General features: G+C 65.6%; 19 protein-coding genes and 1 riboswitch. Of the genes, 6 read left to right on the top strand and 13 right to left on the bottom strand.

The genetic code is table 11. The features are described from left to right. The first annotated feature begins 18 nt into the window (after positions 1-18). Genes IB235_RS14550 through mobA form a run of 4 tightly spaced genes read left to right on the top strand, consistent with a single transcriptional unit; the run spans position 19 to position 2,745 of the window. Complete coding sequence (locus tag IB235_RS14550) at positions 19-741, top strand: ABC transporter ATP-binding protein (protein ID WP_192337322.1); 723 nt, start codon at positions 19-21, stop codon at positions 739-741. Continuing rightward, on the top strand, positions 738-1,556 hold the full coding sequence (locus tag IB235_RS14545) for an ABC transporter permease (RefSeq protein WP_192337321.1): 819 nt from the start codon (positions 738-740) through the stop codon (positions 1,554-1,556). The genes IB235_RS14550 and IB235_RS14545 overlap by 4 nt, the downstream gene beginning before the upstream one ends. Then, positions 1,553-2,146: a hypothetical protein gene (locus tag IB235_RS14540; RefSeq protein WP_192337320.1), complete on the top strand. Its 594-nt coding sequence runs from the start codon at positions 1,553-1,555 to the stop codon at positions 2,144-2,146. The genes IB235_RS14545 and IB235_RS14540 overlap by 4 nt, the downstream gene beginning before the upstream one ends. Beyond that, complete coding sequence (mobA, locus tag IB235_RS14535) at positions 2,143-2,745, top strand: molybdenum cofactor guanylyltransferase MobA (RefSeq protein ID WP_192337319.1); 603 nt, start codon at positions 2,143-2,145, stop codon at positions 2,743-2,745. Before IB235_RS14540 ends, mobA begins: the two co-directional genes overlap by 4 nt. A gap of 10 nt (positions 2,746-2,755) precedes the next feature. Here mobA and IB235_RS14530 read toward each other — a convergent pair whose 3' ends face one another. The 12 genes from IB235_RS14530 to IB235_RS14475 form a co-directional block, all read right to left on the bottom strand. Next, positions 2,756-3,487, bottom strand: a complete 732-nt coding sequence (locus tag IB235_RS14530; RefSeq protein ID WP_192337318.1) for an ABC transporter permease — start codon at positions 3,485-3,487, stop codon at positions 2,756-2,758. Continuing rightward, complete coding sequence (locus tag IB235_RS14525) at positions 3,484-4,272, bottom strand: ABC transporter ATP-binding protein (protein WP_192337317.1); 789 nt, start codon at positions 4,270-4,272, stop codon at positions 3,484-3,486. Before IB235_RS14525 ends, IB235_RS14530 begins: the two co-directional genes overlap by 4 nt. Further along, complete coding sequence (gene tenA / locus IB235_RS14520; RefSeq protein ID WP_192337316.1) at positions 4,269-4,937, bottom strand: thiaminase II; 669 nt, start codon at positions 4,935-4,937, stop codon at positions 4,269-4,271. The genes IB235_RS14525 and tenA overlap by 4 nt, the downstream gene beginning before the upstream one ends. Then, positions 4,934-5,872 (bottom strand): ABC transporter substrate-binding protein, encoded by a 939-nt coding sequence (locus tag IB235_RS14515; RefSeq protein WP_192337315.1) that lies wholly within the window; start codon positions 5,870-5,872, stop codon positions 4,934-4,936. Before IB235_RS14515 ends, tenA begins: the two co-directional genes overlap by 4 nt. Further along, positions 5,869-6,828: a HesA/MoeB/ThiF family protein gene (locus tag IB235_RS14510; protein ID WP_192337314.1), complete on the bottom strand. Its 960-nt coding sequence runs from the start codon at positions 6,826-6,828 to the stop codon at positions 5,869-5,871. Before IB235_RS14510 ends, IB235_RS14515 begins: the two co-directional genes overlap by 4 nt. Next, the gene (locus tag IB235_RS14505) at positions 6,825-7,421 is read right to left on the bottom strand and encodes a thiamine phosphate synthase (protein ID WP_192337313.1); all 597 of its coding nucleotides are present in this window, start codon (positions 7,419-7,421) and stop codon (positions 6,825-6,827) included. The genes IB235_RS14510 and IB235_RS14505 overlap by 4 nt, the downstream gene beginning before the upstream one ends. Further along, positions 7,418-8,182 (bottom strand): thiazole synthase, encoded by a 765-nt coding sequence (locus IB235_RS14500; protein WP_192337312.1) that lies wholly within the window; start codon positions 8,180-8,182, stop codon positions 7,418-7,420. Before IB235_RS14500 ends, IB235_RS14505 begins: the two co-directional genes overlap by 4 nt. Before the next feature lies 1 nt (position 8,183). Beyond that, on the bottom strand, positions 8,184-8,381 hold the full coding sequence (gene thiS / locus IB235_RS14495) for a sulfur carrier protein ThiS (RefSeq protein ID WP_192337311.1): 198 nt from the start codon (positions 8,379-8,381) through the stop codon (positions 8,184-8,186). Continuing rightward, positions 8,365-9,342 carry an FAD-dependent oxidoreductase gene (locus tag IB235_RS14490; protein WP_192337310.1) on the bottom strand — a complete coding sequence of 326 codons (978 nt, stop codon included), beginning with the start codon at positions 9,340-9,342 and terminating at the stop codon, positions 8,365-8,367. The genes thiS and IB235_RS14490 overlap by 17 nt, the downstream gene beginning before the upstream one ends. Next, on the bottom strand, positions 9,339-10,154 hold the full coding sequence (gene thiD / locus IB235_RS14485) for a bifunctional hydroxymethylpyrimidine kinase/phosphomethylpyrimidine kinase (protein WP_192337309.1): 816 nt from the start codon (positions 10,152-10,154) through the stop codon (positions 9,339-9,341). The genes IB235_RS14490 and thiD overlap by 4 nt, the downstream gene beginning before the upstream one ends. A gap of 69 nt (positions 10,155-10,223) precedes the next feature. Continuing rightward, positions 10,224-10,328, bottom strand: a riboswitch (TPP riboswitch). Positions 10,329-10,370: 42 nt separating this feature from the next. Next, the gene (locus IB235_RS14480) at positions 10,371-11,369 is read right to left on the bottom strand and encodes an NAD-dependent epimerase/dehydratase family protein (protein ID WP_192337308.1); all 999 of its coding nucleotides are present in this window, start codon (positions 11,367-11,369) and stop codon (positions 10,371-10,373) included. Continuing rightward, positions 11,366-12,532, bottom strand: coding sequence for a nucleotide sugar dehydrogenase (locus IB235_RS14475; protein WP_192337307.1), 1,167 nt, complete (start codon positions 12,530-12,532; stop codon positions 11,366-11,368). Before IB235_RS14475 ends, IB235_RS14480 begins: the two co-directional genes overlap by 4 nt. Before the next feature lie 138 nt (positions 12,533-12,670). Between IB235_RS14475 and IB235_RS14470 the strand changes: the two genes are divergently transcribed. Continuing rightward, positions 12,671-14,188: an aldehyde dehydrogenase (NADP(+)) gene (locus IB235_RS14470; protein ID WP_192337306.1), complete on the top strand. Its 1,518-nt coding sequence runs from the start codon at positions 12,671-12,673 to the stop codon at positions 14,186-14,188. Positions 14,189-14,305: 117 nt separating this feature from the next. Further along, positions 14,306-14,920, top strand: a complete 615-nt coding sequence (locus tag IB235_RS14465) for an HAD family phosphatase (RefSeq protein WP_155039181.1) — start codon at positions 14,306-14,308, stop codon at positions 14,918-14,920. Here IB235_RS14465 and aroQ read toward each other — a convergent pair. Then, positions 14,917-15,369, bottom strand: coding sequence for a type II 3-dehydroquinate dehydratase (gene aroQ / locus IB235_RS14460; RefSeq protein WP_155039182.1), 453 nt, complete (start codon positions 15,367-15,369; stop codon positions 14,917-14,919). The genes IB235_RS14465 and aroQ overlap by 4 nt on opposite strands. Positions 15,370-15,419: the final 50 nt, after the last annotated feature.

Below are 15,419 nucleotides of genomic sequence, written 5' to 3'. Positions count from 1 at the left end.
GACCCGCGCCCGCCAAAAATGCCGCAAGACGCGCTTTCCATCCAGAATGTCAGCCATAATTTCGGGGCGTTCCACGCGCTGAAAAATGTCTCGCTGACCGTGCCACGCGGCAGCTTCACCGCCCTTCTGGGGGTGAATGGCGCGGGCAAGACAACGCTGTTTTCCCTGATCACCCGGCTTTACGACAACACCTCGGGCCGGATCGAGGTCGCGGGCCATGACCTGCGGCGCGAACCCGGCGCGGCCTTGGCCCGGCTGGGGGTGGTGTTCCAGTCCCGATCGCTGGATGCCGACCTGACCGTGGCGCAGAACCTTGACTATCACGCCGCCCTGCATGGCATCACCCGGCGCGAGACCCGCGACCGCGCGACCGAGGTGATGGCGCTGGTCGGTCTTTCGGACAAGCTGGGCGTCCGGGTTTCGGCGCTGTCGGGCGGTCAGCAGCGCCGGGCGGAAATCGCCCGCGCCCTGATCCACCGACCCGAGATCCTGCTGCTGGATGAGGCGACCGTGGGTCTGGACGTGAAATCCCGCGCCGAAGTGGTGGCCCTGACCCGCGACCTGACCCGTCAGGGGGTCTCGGCGCTATGGGCCACGCATATCATGGATGAAATCCGCCCCGAGGACGGGCTGGTCATCCTGCACAAGGGGCAGGTTCTGGCCTCGGGCCGGACGGATGAGGTCACCAAGGGCGACGACCTGACCCGCACCTTCCTGCGCCTGACAGGGGAAGACGCATGAGCCACGCCCTGACCCCGCGCATGTGGCTGACGGCCTTTCTTGGCATTGCCCGGCGCGAGACGCTGCGCTTCGTCAATCAGCGCGGCCGCTTCCTTGCGGCGCTGGTGCGCCCCTTGGTCTGGCTGTTCATCTTTGCCGCCGGGTTCCGTGCGGTGCTGGGCCTGTCGATCACGCCGCCCTACCAGACCTATGTGCTGTACGAGGTCTATGTGACCCCCGGTCTGGTTGCGATGATCCAGCTGTTCAATGGTATGCAATCCTCGCTGTCGATGGTCTATGACCGAGAGACCGGGGCGATGCGCACCCTGCTGGTCAGTCCCTTCCCACGCTGGTTCCTGCTGGGGTCGAAACTGGTCGCAGGGGTGATCGTGTCGATCATCCAGGTTTACACCTTCCTTGCGATCGCATGGTTCTGGGATGTGGAACCGCCGCCGATCGGATATCTGACCGTGCTGCCGGCGCTGATCCTGTCGGGGCTGATGCTGGGGGCGATGGGGCTGTTCCTGTCCTCGGCCATCCGGCAGCTTGAGAATTTCGCGGGCGTGATGAACTTCGTCATCTTCCCGATGTTCTTTGCCTCGACCGCGCTTTACCCGCTGTGGCGGATGCGGGAAAGCTCGACCCTGCTGCATGACATCTGCGCCATCAATCCCTTCACCCATGCGGTGGAGTTGATCCGATTTGCGCTTTACGGACAGTTCGATCTTCTGTCCTTCTTGGTGGTGACGGGGTGCCTGATCCTGTTCTTTGGCGCGGCGGTCTTCATGTATGATCCGGCCAAGGGGCTGTGGGCACGCAGAAAGGGGGGAGCATGAAGTTTCTGATATTCGCGGTGTCCTTGGCAGCCACGGGGGTCGCCCATGCCGAATCCGGCACCGATCCCGACTGGCCCTGCATCCAGCGCAAGCAGCCGCATCTGTCGCTGGGCCAGATGTGGACCGGGCCCGAGCCTGACGATGCCGTTCGCGAACTGGCCCGCTCGCCAGATATCGCGCACCTGGCCGACCGGCTGGAGCAGCGCCGCCTGCCAATCGATCAGGCCACCGCCGAGATCGGGACATTTGCCGCGCAGGCGGACAATGCGAAACTGACCGCGCTGATGGTCGCCGTCCTCGACCGGATCGAGCCGCAGCGTTCGGCGCTGATTTCCGGGATCGCGCGCTATGGCCACAAGCAGGTGGACCTTGCCAAAAGGATCGAGGATCATCGCGCCAAGATGGCCGAGATGGAAAAGGCTCCAAGCCCCGATTTCGACGCCATCGATGAGCAGGAAAAGCAACTCGACTGGGACATGCGTATCTTTCAGGACCGCCAGCAATCGCTGACCTATGTCTGCGAAACCCCGGTCATCCTTGAGCAAAGGGTGTTCGCCCTTGCCCGTGCCATTCAGGCTGGCCTGAAATGAGCCTGCCGCCCGCCGTCATCCTTGCCGGAGGGCTGTCGACCCGAATGGGCGGGGGCAACAAGGGCCTGCGCCTGCTGGCAGGGGAAACCCTGATCTCGCGCGTCCTGGGCCGGCTGCGCCCGCAATGCAGCGCTGTAGCGGTCAACGCCAATGGCGATCCCGACCAGTTCGAGGATTACGACGTGCCAGTGATCTCGGACGGGTTTGCGGGCTTTCCGGGGCCTCTGGCCGGGGTTCTGGCGGGGATGGAGTGGGCGGCGGCGCTGGGTGCCGATGCGGTGGTCAGCGTCAGCGTGGATACGCCGTTCCTGCCGCTGGATCTGGTCCATCGCCTGTGCGAGGCGCGGGGTCGCTCGGGACTGGCAGTCGCGGCCAGCGCCGATGAAACCGGAGAGTTGCGCGATCACCCGACCTGCGGGCTGTGGCCGGTGGCGATCGCGGATGACCTGCGTGCAGCGCTGGAATCGGGTCTGCACCGCACCGGGCAATTCGCCGCGGCCTATAATCCGGGCCGGGCTGTCTTTGACAGCAATCCGTTCGATCCGTTCATGAATCTCAATACCCCGCAGGATCTGGCCGAGGCTGCCCGCTACCTGTAAGCGGGCAAGGTTACACCCCGTAGCGCCGCCATGCCCGTGCCAGCGCCATCGCGACCAGCCGCGCAAAGATCACCGTCATCACCGACAGGACCAGTAGCGCGGCAAAGACCAGATCGGTCTTCATCCGGCCATTGGCATGGATCATCAGCGCGCCAAGGCCGCGCGCGCCGCCGACCCATTCGCCGATGACCGCGCCGATCGGCGCATAGACCGCCGCCAGCCGCAGTCCGGTGGCCAGTTGCGGCAGAGCCGCTGGAATACGCAGGTGGCGCATGATCCGCCCGCGGGACGCGCCCATGACCTGTGCCAGATCCAGCGCCGCCTGCGGCGTGCGGCCAAGTCCGTCAAGAAAGGCCGAGGCGACCGGGAAGAACACGATCAGCACCGTCACCGCGATCTTTGGGGCCATGCCAAAGCCCAGCCACAGTGTCAGGATCGGGGCCAGCGCAAAGACCGGGATGGTCTGGCTGAAGGTCAGGATCGGGCGCAGTACGCCGGTCAGGCGTTCCGAAAATCCCATGGCGATGGCCAGTCCCGCGCCAAGGACCGAACCCAGCAGAAAACCCAGCATGACCTCGGCCAGTGTGAAGCCCGCATGGCGCGCGATTTCCGCGCGGTTCAGCCATAGTGCCTCGGCTACCGCGCCGGGCGAGGGCAGCAGAAACGGCGGCATGCCCGCCAGCCAGATGACGCCCTGCCACAGGACAAGGACGGTGACGATCAGGGCAAGAACCGTTCTCATGCCATCATTCCCCGCATCAGGTCGGTCTGCAGGGTCAACACCTCGGGTGCGTCATAGGGCCGGGCCGCGCCTTGTGGGCGGAGCATGGGGACGGGCCATTCGGTCAGGCCTTCTTCGCGCAGCAACAGAATGCGGTCGCCCAGGCGCGCGGCCTCGGCCGGGTCGTGGGTGACCAGCAGGACGGTTCGTCCGGCCAGAAGCCGCGCCGACAGGTCCTGCATCTGCGCCCGAGTTCTTGCATCCAGCGCCGAAAAGGGTTCGTCCAGCAGGACCAATGGCCGGTCCTCGAACAGGGTTCGGGCCAGAGCCACGCGCTGGCGTTGTCCGCCAGACAGGTTGGCGGGCAGGTGATCGGCACGGTCGCCAAGGCCAACCGCGTCGATCAGGGTCCTGGCGCGGGTGATGGGGTCGGCAGGGGGCTCTGCCCCCCGCCACTCCGGCCCCTCAATGGGGCCAGAGCGGCGTCCCCCGGGATATTTAGGCAAGAAAGAAGCCGGAAGGTCGCCACGCAGGCGGGCGCCGATGGTGACATTGCCGGTGACACCCAGCCAAGGGATCAGGCCGGGGTCCTGCGCCATCAGGGCAACGGGGGTGCTGCGAGTGACCTCGCCGTCGAAACGCGCGCCGGTTTCAAGCCCGGCGATCAGGCGCAGGATCGTCGACTTGCCGACCCCCGAGGGGCCCAGCAGGCAGGTCCAGCCGCCTTCTGCCAGCGTCAGATCGACGGGCGCGAAAAGAGGCGTATCGCCGACCCATGCCTGTCCCCGGACCCGCGCGATGGTCATGCCCGGCCCAGATCCCAGAAGGCGACCTCAAGCCGGGTCGCCGTGGCGAAGCGTTCGCGCAGCGCGGTCCAGCGGGGCAGGGCTTCGGGATTGTCGCCCAGCCGCTTGCGGATCGCGTTGTCCAGAAGCGCGCCTGCCTTGGCGCAGGCCTGCTGATATTCGGGACCGGCATAGGTCTCGATCCAGTCGCGATAGGGGGTGTCGTTCGCGGCCTCGCGTGCCAGTCGCGTGCCGATTTCGCCATATCCCAACACGCAGGGCATCAATGCCGCCAGCAGGTCAAGGAAATCGCCCGACAGACCCGCATCCATGACATAGCGCGTATAGGCGATATTGGTCATCGCCTCGGGCGTGCGGGTCATAGCCTCAATGTCGATGCCCGCCTCCGCGCAGGTCTGGACATGCAGCGACATCTCATGGTCCAGCAGCGCATGGACCGTGGCCGAGCAGGCGCGCATTTCATCCAGATCGCCTGCCTTGACCACTGCCAGCGCCCAAGCGCGCGAGAAATGGATCAGGAACAGGTAATCCTGCACCAGGTAGGTCAGGAAATCGGCGCGTGGCAGCGTACCGTCGCACATGCCCTGAACAAACGGGTGGCGGGTATAGGCGTCCCAATCGGATGCCGCATCGCGCCAGTTGGCGAAGGTCTGACCGTAGCTCATTGCGCCCCCAGATCCACGGCCAGTTCCGAGACCGGCAGCACGCTGTCGACCAACCCGGCCTCATGAAGGAAGGTCTCGAACCGGGCGTAGCGTCCTTGATCCAAGGCGGCGGGGCTTTGCGAGAAGCGGGGCAGGGTGTCCTTCCACGCCGCGGCGTTCAGTTCGTCCTTGAGGTCGGGGGCAGTGCCGGAAAACAGCTCCCATGCCTCGTCGGGGTGGTTGACCATATATTGCGCGCCGCGCTCGACCGCGTGCAGGAAGCGCTGGGTCTTGGCCTTGTCCAGAACCTGCGAATTGGCGACGAAGATCAGCTCGTCATAGGTCGGAACGCCCTGTTCCTCGACGAAGAAGCATTTCCCTTCGGCGCCTTCCAGACGCATCTGGGTCAGCTCGAAATTGCGATAGGCGCCGATCGTGGCATCGACCTGACCGGCGATCAGGGCGGGCGAGAGCGACCAGTTCACATTGACCATTTCCACGTCAGCCATGGTCAGGCCTGCGGATTTCAGGATCTGTCCGACCAGCGCGTCTTCCACCCCCGAGACCGAATAGCCGATCTTCTTGCCCTTCAGATCCTCGATCTTCTGGACCGGGCCGTCGGCCTTGACCATCAGGCAGTTCAGCGGCGTTGCAATCAGCGTGCCGACACGCTTCAGCGGCAGGCCCTCATGCACCTGCAAATGCAGCTGCGGCTGGTAGCTGATCGCCAGATCCGCCTTGCCTGCAGCGACCAGCTTTGGCGGATCGGCGGGATCGGCGGGGGCCACGATCTCGACTTCGAGGTCCTCATCTTTGAAGAAGCCCTTTTCCTGCGCGACGATGATCGGGGCATGGTCGGGGTTCACGAACCAGTCCAGCATCAGCGTGACCTTATCTGCGGCCAGTGCGGGTTGGGCCAGCAGGGCCAGCGTGGCGGTCAGGGCGAAATGCTTCATGTGTCTCCTCCAAGGGCAAGCAGGGTGATCTCGCCGTTCCAGCGGCGGGACAGGGCTTCGGCTGCGCGCCATGAGCGCAGGCCAGAGCGGCAGGCCAGCACGATGCGCTGGCCGGGTTCGGGCAGGGGGCCGGTCGGGCCGTAGCCGGGATCGCGCAAGGCGTCGGGCGTGGCCTTGCGCGGGGCCTCATCGGCAGGGCGCAGGTCGATGACCAGATCACCGTTGCGGATGTCTTCGGGCGCAATGAACCGGGGGCCGTCGTTTTCGGGTGCGCCGTCAAAGCGGAACTGGGTGAAGCGGCCATGCTCCAGCCGGGTGAACTGGCCCAGCGGCGAGGGCTGCAGGCCCAGCAGTACGCCCAGAGCCATCTGCGCCTGAAGGCAGCCCAGCATCCCCACGACCGGGCCAAGCACACCGGCGTTGGCGCAGGTCTGGCCGCTGTCGGGCGGGTCGGGGAACAGTGCGCGCAGGCTGGGCGCACCGCCGCAGAAGCCCCCGACATAGCCCGACAGCCCCAGTGCCGAGGCCGAGATCAGCGGCACGCCCGCCGCAAGGCAGGCATCCGACAGGGTGTAGCTGGCGGCGTAGCTGTCGGCGCAGTCCAGCACGATATCCGCCGCAGCGACCAGATCCGCAGCATTCGCGGGGGTCAGGCGTTCGACCAGCGCACTGACCGTGACGTTGGGGTCCAGCCGGGCCGCGAAGCCAGTTGCGGCCTGTGCCTTTGGCTGGCCGATATCCGCCATCGAATAGATCGGCTGGCGGTGCAGGTTGGATTCCTCGACGGTATCGGGATCGATCAGGGTGATCCGGCCGATGCCCGCGCCCACCAGATATTGCAGCGCCGGGACGCCCAGCCCGCCCGCGCCGACGATCAGGACATGGGCGGCGGCAATGGTCGCCTGACCCATCGCCCCGACTTCGGGCAGGATGATCTGGCGGGCATGGCGGCTCATGCGGCCACCCGCAGCCATTCGCGGATGCGGCCTTCGGGATCAGGATTCAGGGTGATGTCGGTCACTGCCGAGGCAATGTCGGCACCCGCCGCATAGGCGAGAGTCGCGCGTTCCGGGGTCACGCCGCCAATGGCGACCAGCGGTGTATCGCCCACCAGCTTGCGCCATTCGCTGACGCGTTCCAGCCCCTGCTGTTCCCATTTCATCTTTTTCAGGATGGTGGGCCAGACCGGGCCAAGTGCGATATAATCCGGGGCCAGCGCCAGTGCGCGGTCCAGTTCGGCATGGTCATGGGTCGACAGACCCAGCCGCATCCCGGCGCGGCGGATGGCCGGGATGTCGGCCACGTCCAGATCCTCTTGGCCGAGATGGATGAAGTCGCAACCCAGCTCGATGGCGGTTTGCCAGTGATCGTTCACGACCAGCGTCGCACCATGCGCGTGGCACAGATCGCGGGCGCGGGTCAGTTCCTGCACCAGTTGGTCACCATCCACATCCTTGATGCGGATCTGGACCAGCTTCACACCCAGCGGCAGGGCGCGCGCGATCCAGTCGGCGCTGTCGAAGATCGGGTAGAAACGTGGAAAGCTCATCCGAGTACTGCCATTCCGAAGACGGGGGTCGAGGGAGCGGCCATGTCGCGGGCCTCGATCGGGTTTGCGGCATGGGCCAGTTGCCCGGCCTGAATCGCCAGTGCCATTGCGCGGGCCATGGCGACCGGGTCGCCTGCCTTGGCGACGGCGGTGTTCAGAAGCACCGCGTCATAGCCCAGTTCCATCGCTTGGGCGGCGTGGCTGGGCAGGCCGATCCCGGCATCGACGACCAGAGGCACATCGGGGAAATGAGCCCGGACCGAGCGCAGCCCGTAGGGATTGTTCAGCCCCCGGCCCGAGCCGATCGGCGCGCCCCATGGCATCAGCACCTGACAGCCTGCATCGAGCAGACGCCCACAGACCGAGAGATCCTCGGTGCAATAGGGAAAGACCTGAAAGCCGTCATCGGAGAGGATCCGCGCGGCCTCGACCAAGGCGATCACGTCGGGGCAAAGCGTGTCATCGTCGCGGATGACCTCCAGCTTGATCCAAGGCGTGTCGAACAGCTCGCGCGCCATCTGGGCGGTGGTCACGGCCTCGCGGACCGAGTGGCAACCGGCAGTATTGGGCAGGACCGGGACGTTCAGGCCCTTGATCAGGTTGTGGAAGTCCTGACCGGCGCCGCCCTCGCGGCGCAGGCTGACGGTGGCGATGCCCGCGCCGGATGCGCGGAATGCCTCGGCCATGATGGCGGGCGAGGGGTAAAGTGCTGTCCCCAGCATCAGCGGGCTGTCGACATGGGTTCCGTAAAAGACAGGCATCCTAGCCCCCCTGCATTGGCGCCACGACTTCCAGCGCGTCGCCATTCTTCAGTTGCGTGGCCGCGCGCGACGGCGCGGGCAGGAAGCCGCCATTCAGCGCGGTCGCCACCTTGGCCTCGCCCAGCCCGATCTGGACCAGCGCGTCCTGCACGGTCGGCCCGGCCAGATCGCGGGCCTCGCCGTTAAGGGTGATCTTCATCCATGAACTCCGGTCGTTGGCCCGTGGTGATGTAATCGGCGGCCATGCGGGCGACAGTGGGGGCCAGAAGGTAGCCGTGGCGGTAAAGGCCATTGGCATAAAGCGTGTTCCCCCGCCGGCGCAGGCGGGGCAGGTTGTCGGGGAAGGCGGGCCGCGCGTCCGAGCCAAGCTCGAGGATCTCGGCCTCGGCGAAGCCGGGATGCAGGGCATAGGCGGCGGAAAGCATCTCGACGGCGGACCGGGCGGTGACGCGGTATTTGCCGCCGGTTTCCAGCATGGTCGCGCCGATCATGTAGATGCCTTCGCCGCGCGGCACGATGTAAAGCGGGATGCGCGGATGCAGCAGGCGGACGGTGCGGGTCAGGTTCACCTCGGGGCAGCGCAGGACCAGCATCTCACCGCGGACGCCGCGCAGGTCGCTGAGTTCGTCGCGGGCGGACAGGCCGCGCGCATCGACAGTCAGGCCGGTGGGTGCGGCGTCGGTTTCGATTTCGATGCCCTTTTCCGCCAGCCGGTCGCGCAGGACGCGCAGCGCCTCACGCGGGTTCAGGTGGGATTCGGTGCCGAAGAACAGGCCGCGGGCAAAGCGGCCTTCAAGCTCGGGTTCCAGCGTGGCGATGGTCTCGGCATCGACGGGGGAATGGGCTTCGGTCATGCGGGCAAAGCGGTCCAGTTCGGCCCGGTCGCGTGACGGGGCAAGGACCAGCGTGCCGCGATGGGTGACCTCGACGCCCTGCGCCTGCCACCAATCCGCAGCGCCAAGGCCATGGCGAACCACGACCGGCTCGGCGCTTTCGGCTTCGCAATAGGGGGCGAGCATGCCGCCCGCGCGCCAGCTGCAGGCATGCGCGCCGGGCTTGCCTGCCGGATCGATCAGGCGCGGCGTCAGCCCGCGCGAGGCCAGTTCGGTGGCGATCGACAGGCCCATGACCCCGGCCCCAAGGATGGTGACTTCGGTCATGACTGTCCCCATAGCGCGTGGAAGTGATGGACCGGGCCGTGACCCAGCCCGACGGACAGGTCATCGGCGGCGGCAATCGCGCCTTGCAGCCAGCGATGGGCGCGGGTGACGGCTTCGGCGACGTCCATCCCCTGCGCCAGACCCGCCGCGATGGCCGAGGACAGCGAGCATCCCGTGCCATGCGTGTTGCGGGTGTTCTGGCGCGGGGCCGACAGGGCCAGCGGTTGCGGCCCGATCAGCAGGTCGGTGCAGATGTCGCCCGAGGCATGTCCGCCCTTCATCAGCACATGGGTTGCGCCAAGGGCCAGCAGCGCCTGACCCTGTTCCTGCATGGCCTCGGTCGTGTCGGCCGGGGCAAGGTCCAGAAGCCGGGCAGCCTCGGGCAGGTTTGGGGTCAGCACGGTGGCCAAGGGAATCAGGCAGTCGCGCAGCGCAGTCACGGCCTGATCGGGCAGCAGCGCATCGCCCGATTTCGCCACCATCACCGGGTCGAGGACGATGGGAAAGGGGCTGGCCTCCTGAAAGACCTTCAGCCGGTCGGCGACTGCCGCGATCCGCTCGGGACCGCCGACCATGCCGATCTTGACGGCGCGAATGTCCAGATCGCCGAAAACCGCGTCGATCTGGGCCGCGACCATGCCGGGGCTGACGGATTCGACCGCAGCGACGGTTCGGGTGTTCTGCGCTGTGATCGCTGTGATCACGGATGCGCCATAGACCCCCAAAGCCGAGAAGCTTTTCAGATCCGCCTGAATGCCCGCGCCACCACCGCTGTCAGAGCCGGCAATGGTCAGGGCGATGGGATATGTCATGGCCCGCCTTTCGTCATCAGCGGGTCATGCGGTCTGGGGGATATGCGCGCACGAAACCGGGGGACCCGGCCAAGGCGCTCTACCCTTCCCTACGCCGGCATGACCCGGATCAGGTTCGATGGGTCGGTGCCTGGCACCTCTCAGCCCCGTTGCGGGACTCCCCAAGTGTAGAAATTGTGACGACAACCTAGGGCCGAAGCCCGCGCCCCGCAAGGGTCATCCGTAATAGCTGCGGAACCAATCGACGTAATCGGCGACGCCCTGCGCAACCTGCGTTTGCGGCGCATAGCCGGTCAGGCGGCGCAGCAAGGTGGTATCGGCCCAGGTCGCAGGCACGTCGCCGGGCTGCATGGGCTGCATGTCCTTGATCGCCGCCCGCCCGGTGGCCGATTCGATCGCGGCGATGAAGTCCATCAGCTCGACCGGCGCGCCATTGCCGATATTGACCACGCGATGCGGCGCGACCGGGGACAGGCTGTCCTCGGGGCCGACGGGTGTGTCGCCGGGGACCGCATCCATCAGCAGGCGGATCGCGCGGACCAGATCGGCGACATGGGTGAAATCCCGCCGCATATCGCCGTGGTTGAAGACCTTGATCGGCTGCCCCGCCAGAATCGCGTTGGTGAACAGCCAAGGCGCCATGTCGGGCCGTCCCCATGGTCCGTAGACGGTGAAGAAGCGGAACATCGTCACCGGCAGGCCGAACAGATGGGCGTAGCTATGGGCCATCGCCTCGGTCGATTTCTTGGACGCGGCATAGAAGGACATCTGCGCATCGACCTTGTCAGTCTCGCGGTAAGGCATGTCCTTGTTCGCGCCATAGACCGAACTGGTCGAGGCCAGCAGCAGATGGCGCGGCGGATGTGCCCGCGCAGCCTCGAGCAGTTCAAACGTGCCGATGATGTTCGACTGCAGATAGGCGCGGGGATTGTCGATGGAATGGCGCACGCCCGCCTGCGCGGCCAGATGCACCACCATATCCGGGCGATGGGTCGCGAACAGATCGGCCAGAAGGCCGGGTTCCTCGACGCGGGCGCGGATCGCGGTGAAGCCGGGACGGGCGCGCAACTGCGCCTCGCGCGCTTCCTTCAGGGCCGGGTCGTAATAGGGGTCATGGGCGTCCAGCCCGATCACTTCGGCGCCTTCGTCCAGCAGCAATTGCGCCAGATGATAGCCGATGAACCCGGCCGAACCCGTGATCAGAACGCGCATCAATCGACCCCGTACAGATCGCGCGTATAGACCTTGTCCGCGACATCGGCGAGCTCGGACGTGATCCGGTTGGTGATGATCAGGTCGGCCTGCTGCTTGAACTGCGCCAGATCGCGCACGACCGGGCTGTGAAAGAAATGGTCCTCTTTCAGCACCGGTTCATAGACGATGCAGGAAATGCCCTTGGCTTTGATCCGCTTCATGATGCCCTGAATCGAGCTGTCGCGGAAATTGTCCGAGCCTGCCTTCATCACCAGCCGATAGACGCCAACCAGCTTGGGCTGCCGGGCAATGATCTGGTCGGCGATGAAATCCTTGCGGGTGCGGTTGGATTCCACCACCGCCGCGATCAGCTGCTGCGGCACCTGATCGTAGTTGGCCAGCAGCTGCTTGGTATCCTTGGGCAGGCAATAGCCGCCATAGCCGAAGCTGGGATTGTTGTAATGCGCGCCGATCCGGGGATCGAGGCCGACGCCCTCGATGATCTCGCGCGTGTTCAGGTCGCGTGACATGGAGTAGCTGTCGAGTTCGTTGAAATAGGCGACGCGCAGCGCAAGATAGGTGTTCGAGAACAGCTTGATCGCCTCGGCCTCGACCGCGCCCGTGAACAGGACCGGCATGTCCTTGCGGATCGCGCCCTGCACCAGCAGTTCGGCAATCTCATGCGCCTCCGGGCTGTGATCGCCCACCACGATGCGCGAGGGATGCAGGTTGTCATGCAGCGCCCGGCCTTCACGCAGGAACTCGGGCGAGAACATGATCCCGTCATAGCCGAACCGCGCCCGCATCTCGGTCACGAAACCGACGGGGACGGTGGATTTGACCACGATGGTGGCTTCGGGCGCATGGGTCCGGGCCAGTTCGATGACCTGCTGGACGCTGGACGTGTCGAAATGGTTGGTGCGCGAATCGTAATTCGTGGGCGTCGCGATGATGACGAAATGCGCGCCCTCAAGCGCCTGAACCGCGTCGGTGGTGGCGGTCAGGTCCAGCGCCTTTTCCGCCAGCCACTGGCTGATCTCGACGTCCTCGATGGGCGAGCGGCGGGCATTGACCTGCTCGACGCGACCCGCATTCACATCCAGAGCGACGACCTTGTTGTGCTGGGCCAAAAGGACGGCGATCGACATGCCGACGTAACCCAAGCCTGCTACGGCAATCTTCATCCGTGCTATCCGCAAGTTGTTTCATGCAGCCGTAACATATCGGGCAGACGGGAAGAAGAAGGCAGTTTTCCCCGGTTTACCTTGCGACTGGTATACCAAGATGCCAAATAGTGTCCGACCAAACGGAGGACCTCCCCAATGACCTTCACCCCTCACGGCAAACATCTGATCGCTGGCGAATGGGTCGCGACCGAGCAGACCTTCCCCTCGGAACCGGCAACCGGCCCGTCGCATGCGTTCAGCGTCGGCACCGTCGATCTGGTGAACCGCGCCTGCGAAGCCGCGGAAGACGCCTTCTGGAGCTATGGCTATTCCTCGCGCGAGGAACGTGCCCTGTTCCTTGAGGCCATCGCGGACGAAATCGAAGCCCGCGCTGATGCCATCACCCAGATCGGCAGCCAGGAAACCGGCCTGCCGGAAGCCCGCCTGCAGGGCGAGCGCGGCCGCACCACCGGCCAGCTGCGCCTGTTCGCGGACCATATCCGCAAAGGCGAGTACCTTGACCGCCGCTTCGACGCGGCGCTGCCCGACCGCAAGCCGGCTGCCCGTCCCGAGATCCGTCTGGTCGAGCGTCCCATCGGCCCGGTTGCCGTTTTCGGCGCCTCGAACTTCCCGCTGGCCTTCTCGACCGCCGGTGGTGACACCGCCGCCGCTCTGGCTGCTGGTTGCCCGGTCGTCGTCAAAGGCCACTCGGCCCATCCCGGCACCGGCGAGATCGTGGCCGAGGCCGTCGCCGCTGCCATCGCGAAACGCAACCTGCACCCGGGCGTCTTCAGCCTGATCCAGGGCGGTCGCCGCGATGTCGGCACCGCGCTGGTCCAGCATCCGCGCATCAAGGCCGTGGGCTTCACCGGCAGCCTCGGCGGCGGTCGTGCGCTGTTCGACCTGTGCGCACAGCGCCCCGAGCCGATCCCCTTCTTCGGTGAGCTGGGCTCGGTCAACCCGATGTTCCTGCTGCCGCAGGCGATGTCCGCCCGCGCCGAGGAACTGGGCGCTGGCTGGGCCGGTTCGCTGACCATGGGCGCGGGCCAGTTCTGCACCAATCCGGGCATCTCGGTCGTGATCGACGGTCCGGAAGCTGACCGTTACACCGCCGCCGCCAAGGCCGGTCTGGAAAAGGTCGGCGCGCAGACCATGCTGACCGACGGCATCGCGAAAGCTTATCGCGACGGCAAGGAACGCTTTGAATCGCGCAATTCGGTGACCCCGGTCTATGCGACGGAATCGTCGGATCGTCAGGCGAACCCGAACCTTTATGAAACCACCGCCGAAGCCTATCTGCAGGACCACGCGCTGGGTGAAGAGGTCTTCGGCCCGCTTGGCCTGATCGTTCGCGTGAAATCCGTCGACGAGATGGTGACGCTGGCAAAAGGCTTCGAAGGTCAGCTGACCACTACGATCCACATGGATGCGGACGATCTGGCCGATGCGCAGAAACTGCGCCCGGTGCTTGAGCGCAAATCGGGTCGTGTGCTGGTCAACGGCTTCCCGACCGGCGTGGAAGTGGTCGATTCGATGGTTCATGGCGGGCCGTACCCGGCCTCGACCAACTTCGGCGCGACCTCGGTCGGCACGCTGTCGATCCGTCGTTTCCTGCGTCCGGTCAGCTACCAGAACTTCCCGGAAGCCCTGCTGCCGGAAGACCTGCGCGGCTGATCCCTTTCGGATTGCGATGACATCATGCCACGGGGCTTTGGTCCCGTGGCATTTCCGTTTCTTGACCTTGGGCAGGACGATGCTCAGGTTTGGGCCAGAATGCAGGGGGTTTGCGGCATGGCGACGACTAAGAACGTGATCTTTGACCTTGGCGCGGTGCTGATCGAATGGGATGCGGCGCTGGGTTTTTCCGATGTCTTCACCACCCGCGACGCGGCCGAGGACTGGCTGCGGCAGATCGATTTCGCGCGCTGGAACCGGTTGCAGGATGGCGGGCGCAGTTTTGCCGATGGGCTGGCAGCGGCAAAGGCCGAACATGGCGATCTGGCGCGGCATATGGCCCACTACCTGACGACCTTTCCGGTCACCATCGACAAGACCGTGCCGGGCACTTGGGAAATTCTTGAGGATCTGGCGGCGCGGGATGTGCCTCTTTACGCGATTACCAATTGGGCTGCGGACACCTGGCCTGCCGCGCTTGAACTGTATCCTCGGTTGGGTACGGTCTTTCGCGACATCGTGGTGTCGGGGCAGGTCGCGCTGCTGAAACCCGAGCCCGCGATCTATCGCATGCTTCTGGACCGCAACGGGCTGGTCGCGCAGGACTGCCTGTTCATCGACGACAGCCTGCCGAATGTCGAAGGTGCCCGCGCGGTCGGCATGGATGCGATCCATTTCACCGATGCCGAAGCGCTGGCAGCCGAGCTGGCCGCGCGCGGGCTGTTCGCTTAAGGCCGGGGCTGATCCGCGCCGACCAGCGGCGCCAGATGGCGCAGTGCCAGCAGATAGCCGTGGGTGCCCAGACCCGCGATCACGCCCTCGGCCCGCAGGCTGACATAGGAATGGTGGCGGAAGCTTTCGCGCTTGTGGATGTTCGAGATATGCACCTCGATCACCGGCGCGTCGAAGGTGTTCAGCGCGTCGAGGATCGCGACCGAGGTGTGGGTCAGTGCGCCGGGATTGATGATGATCGCATTGGCCTCGTGCCGGGCCTCGTGGATCGTGTCGACGATCACCCCTTCATGGTTCGACTGGAAGAAGCGGATCTCCAGCCCCAGCTCGCGGCCCAGATCGGTGCAGGCGCGCTCGACATCGGCCAGCGTGGTGCTGCCGTAGATTTCGGGCTGGCGCTGGCCCAGCAGGTTCAGGTTTGGGCCGTTCAGGACATAGACGGTGGGCATGGCTTCCTCGTGGCAATTCGCGGCGGGCAGGATAGTCGCATGAGGCCCTG

Source organism: Paracoccus sp. PAR01 (assembly GCF_014851995.1).
Lineage (GTDB): Bacteria > Pseudomonadota > Alphaproteobacteria > Rhodobacterales > Rhodobacteraceae > Paracoccus > Paracoccus litorisediminis.
This window is presented reverse-complemented; position numbering and strand designations above follow the sequence as displayed.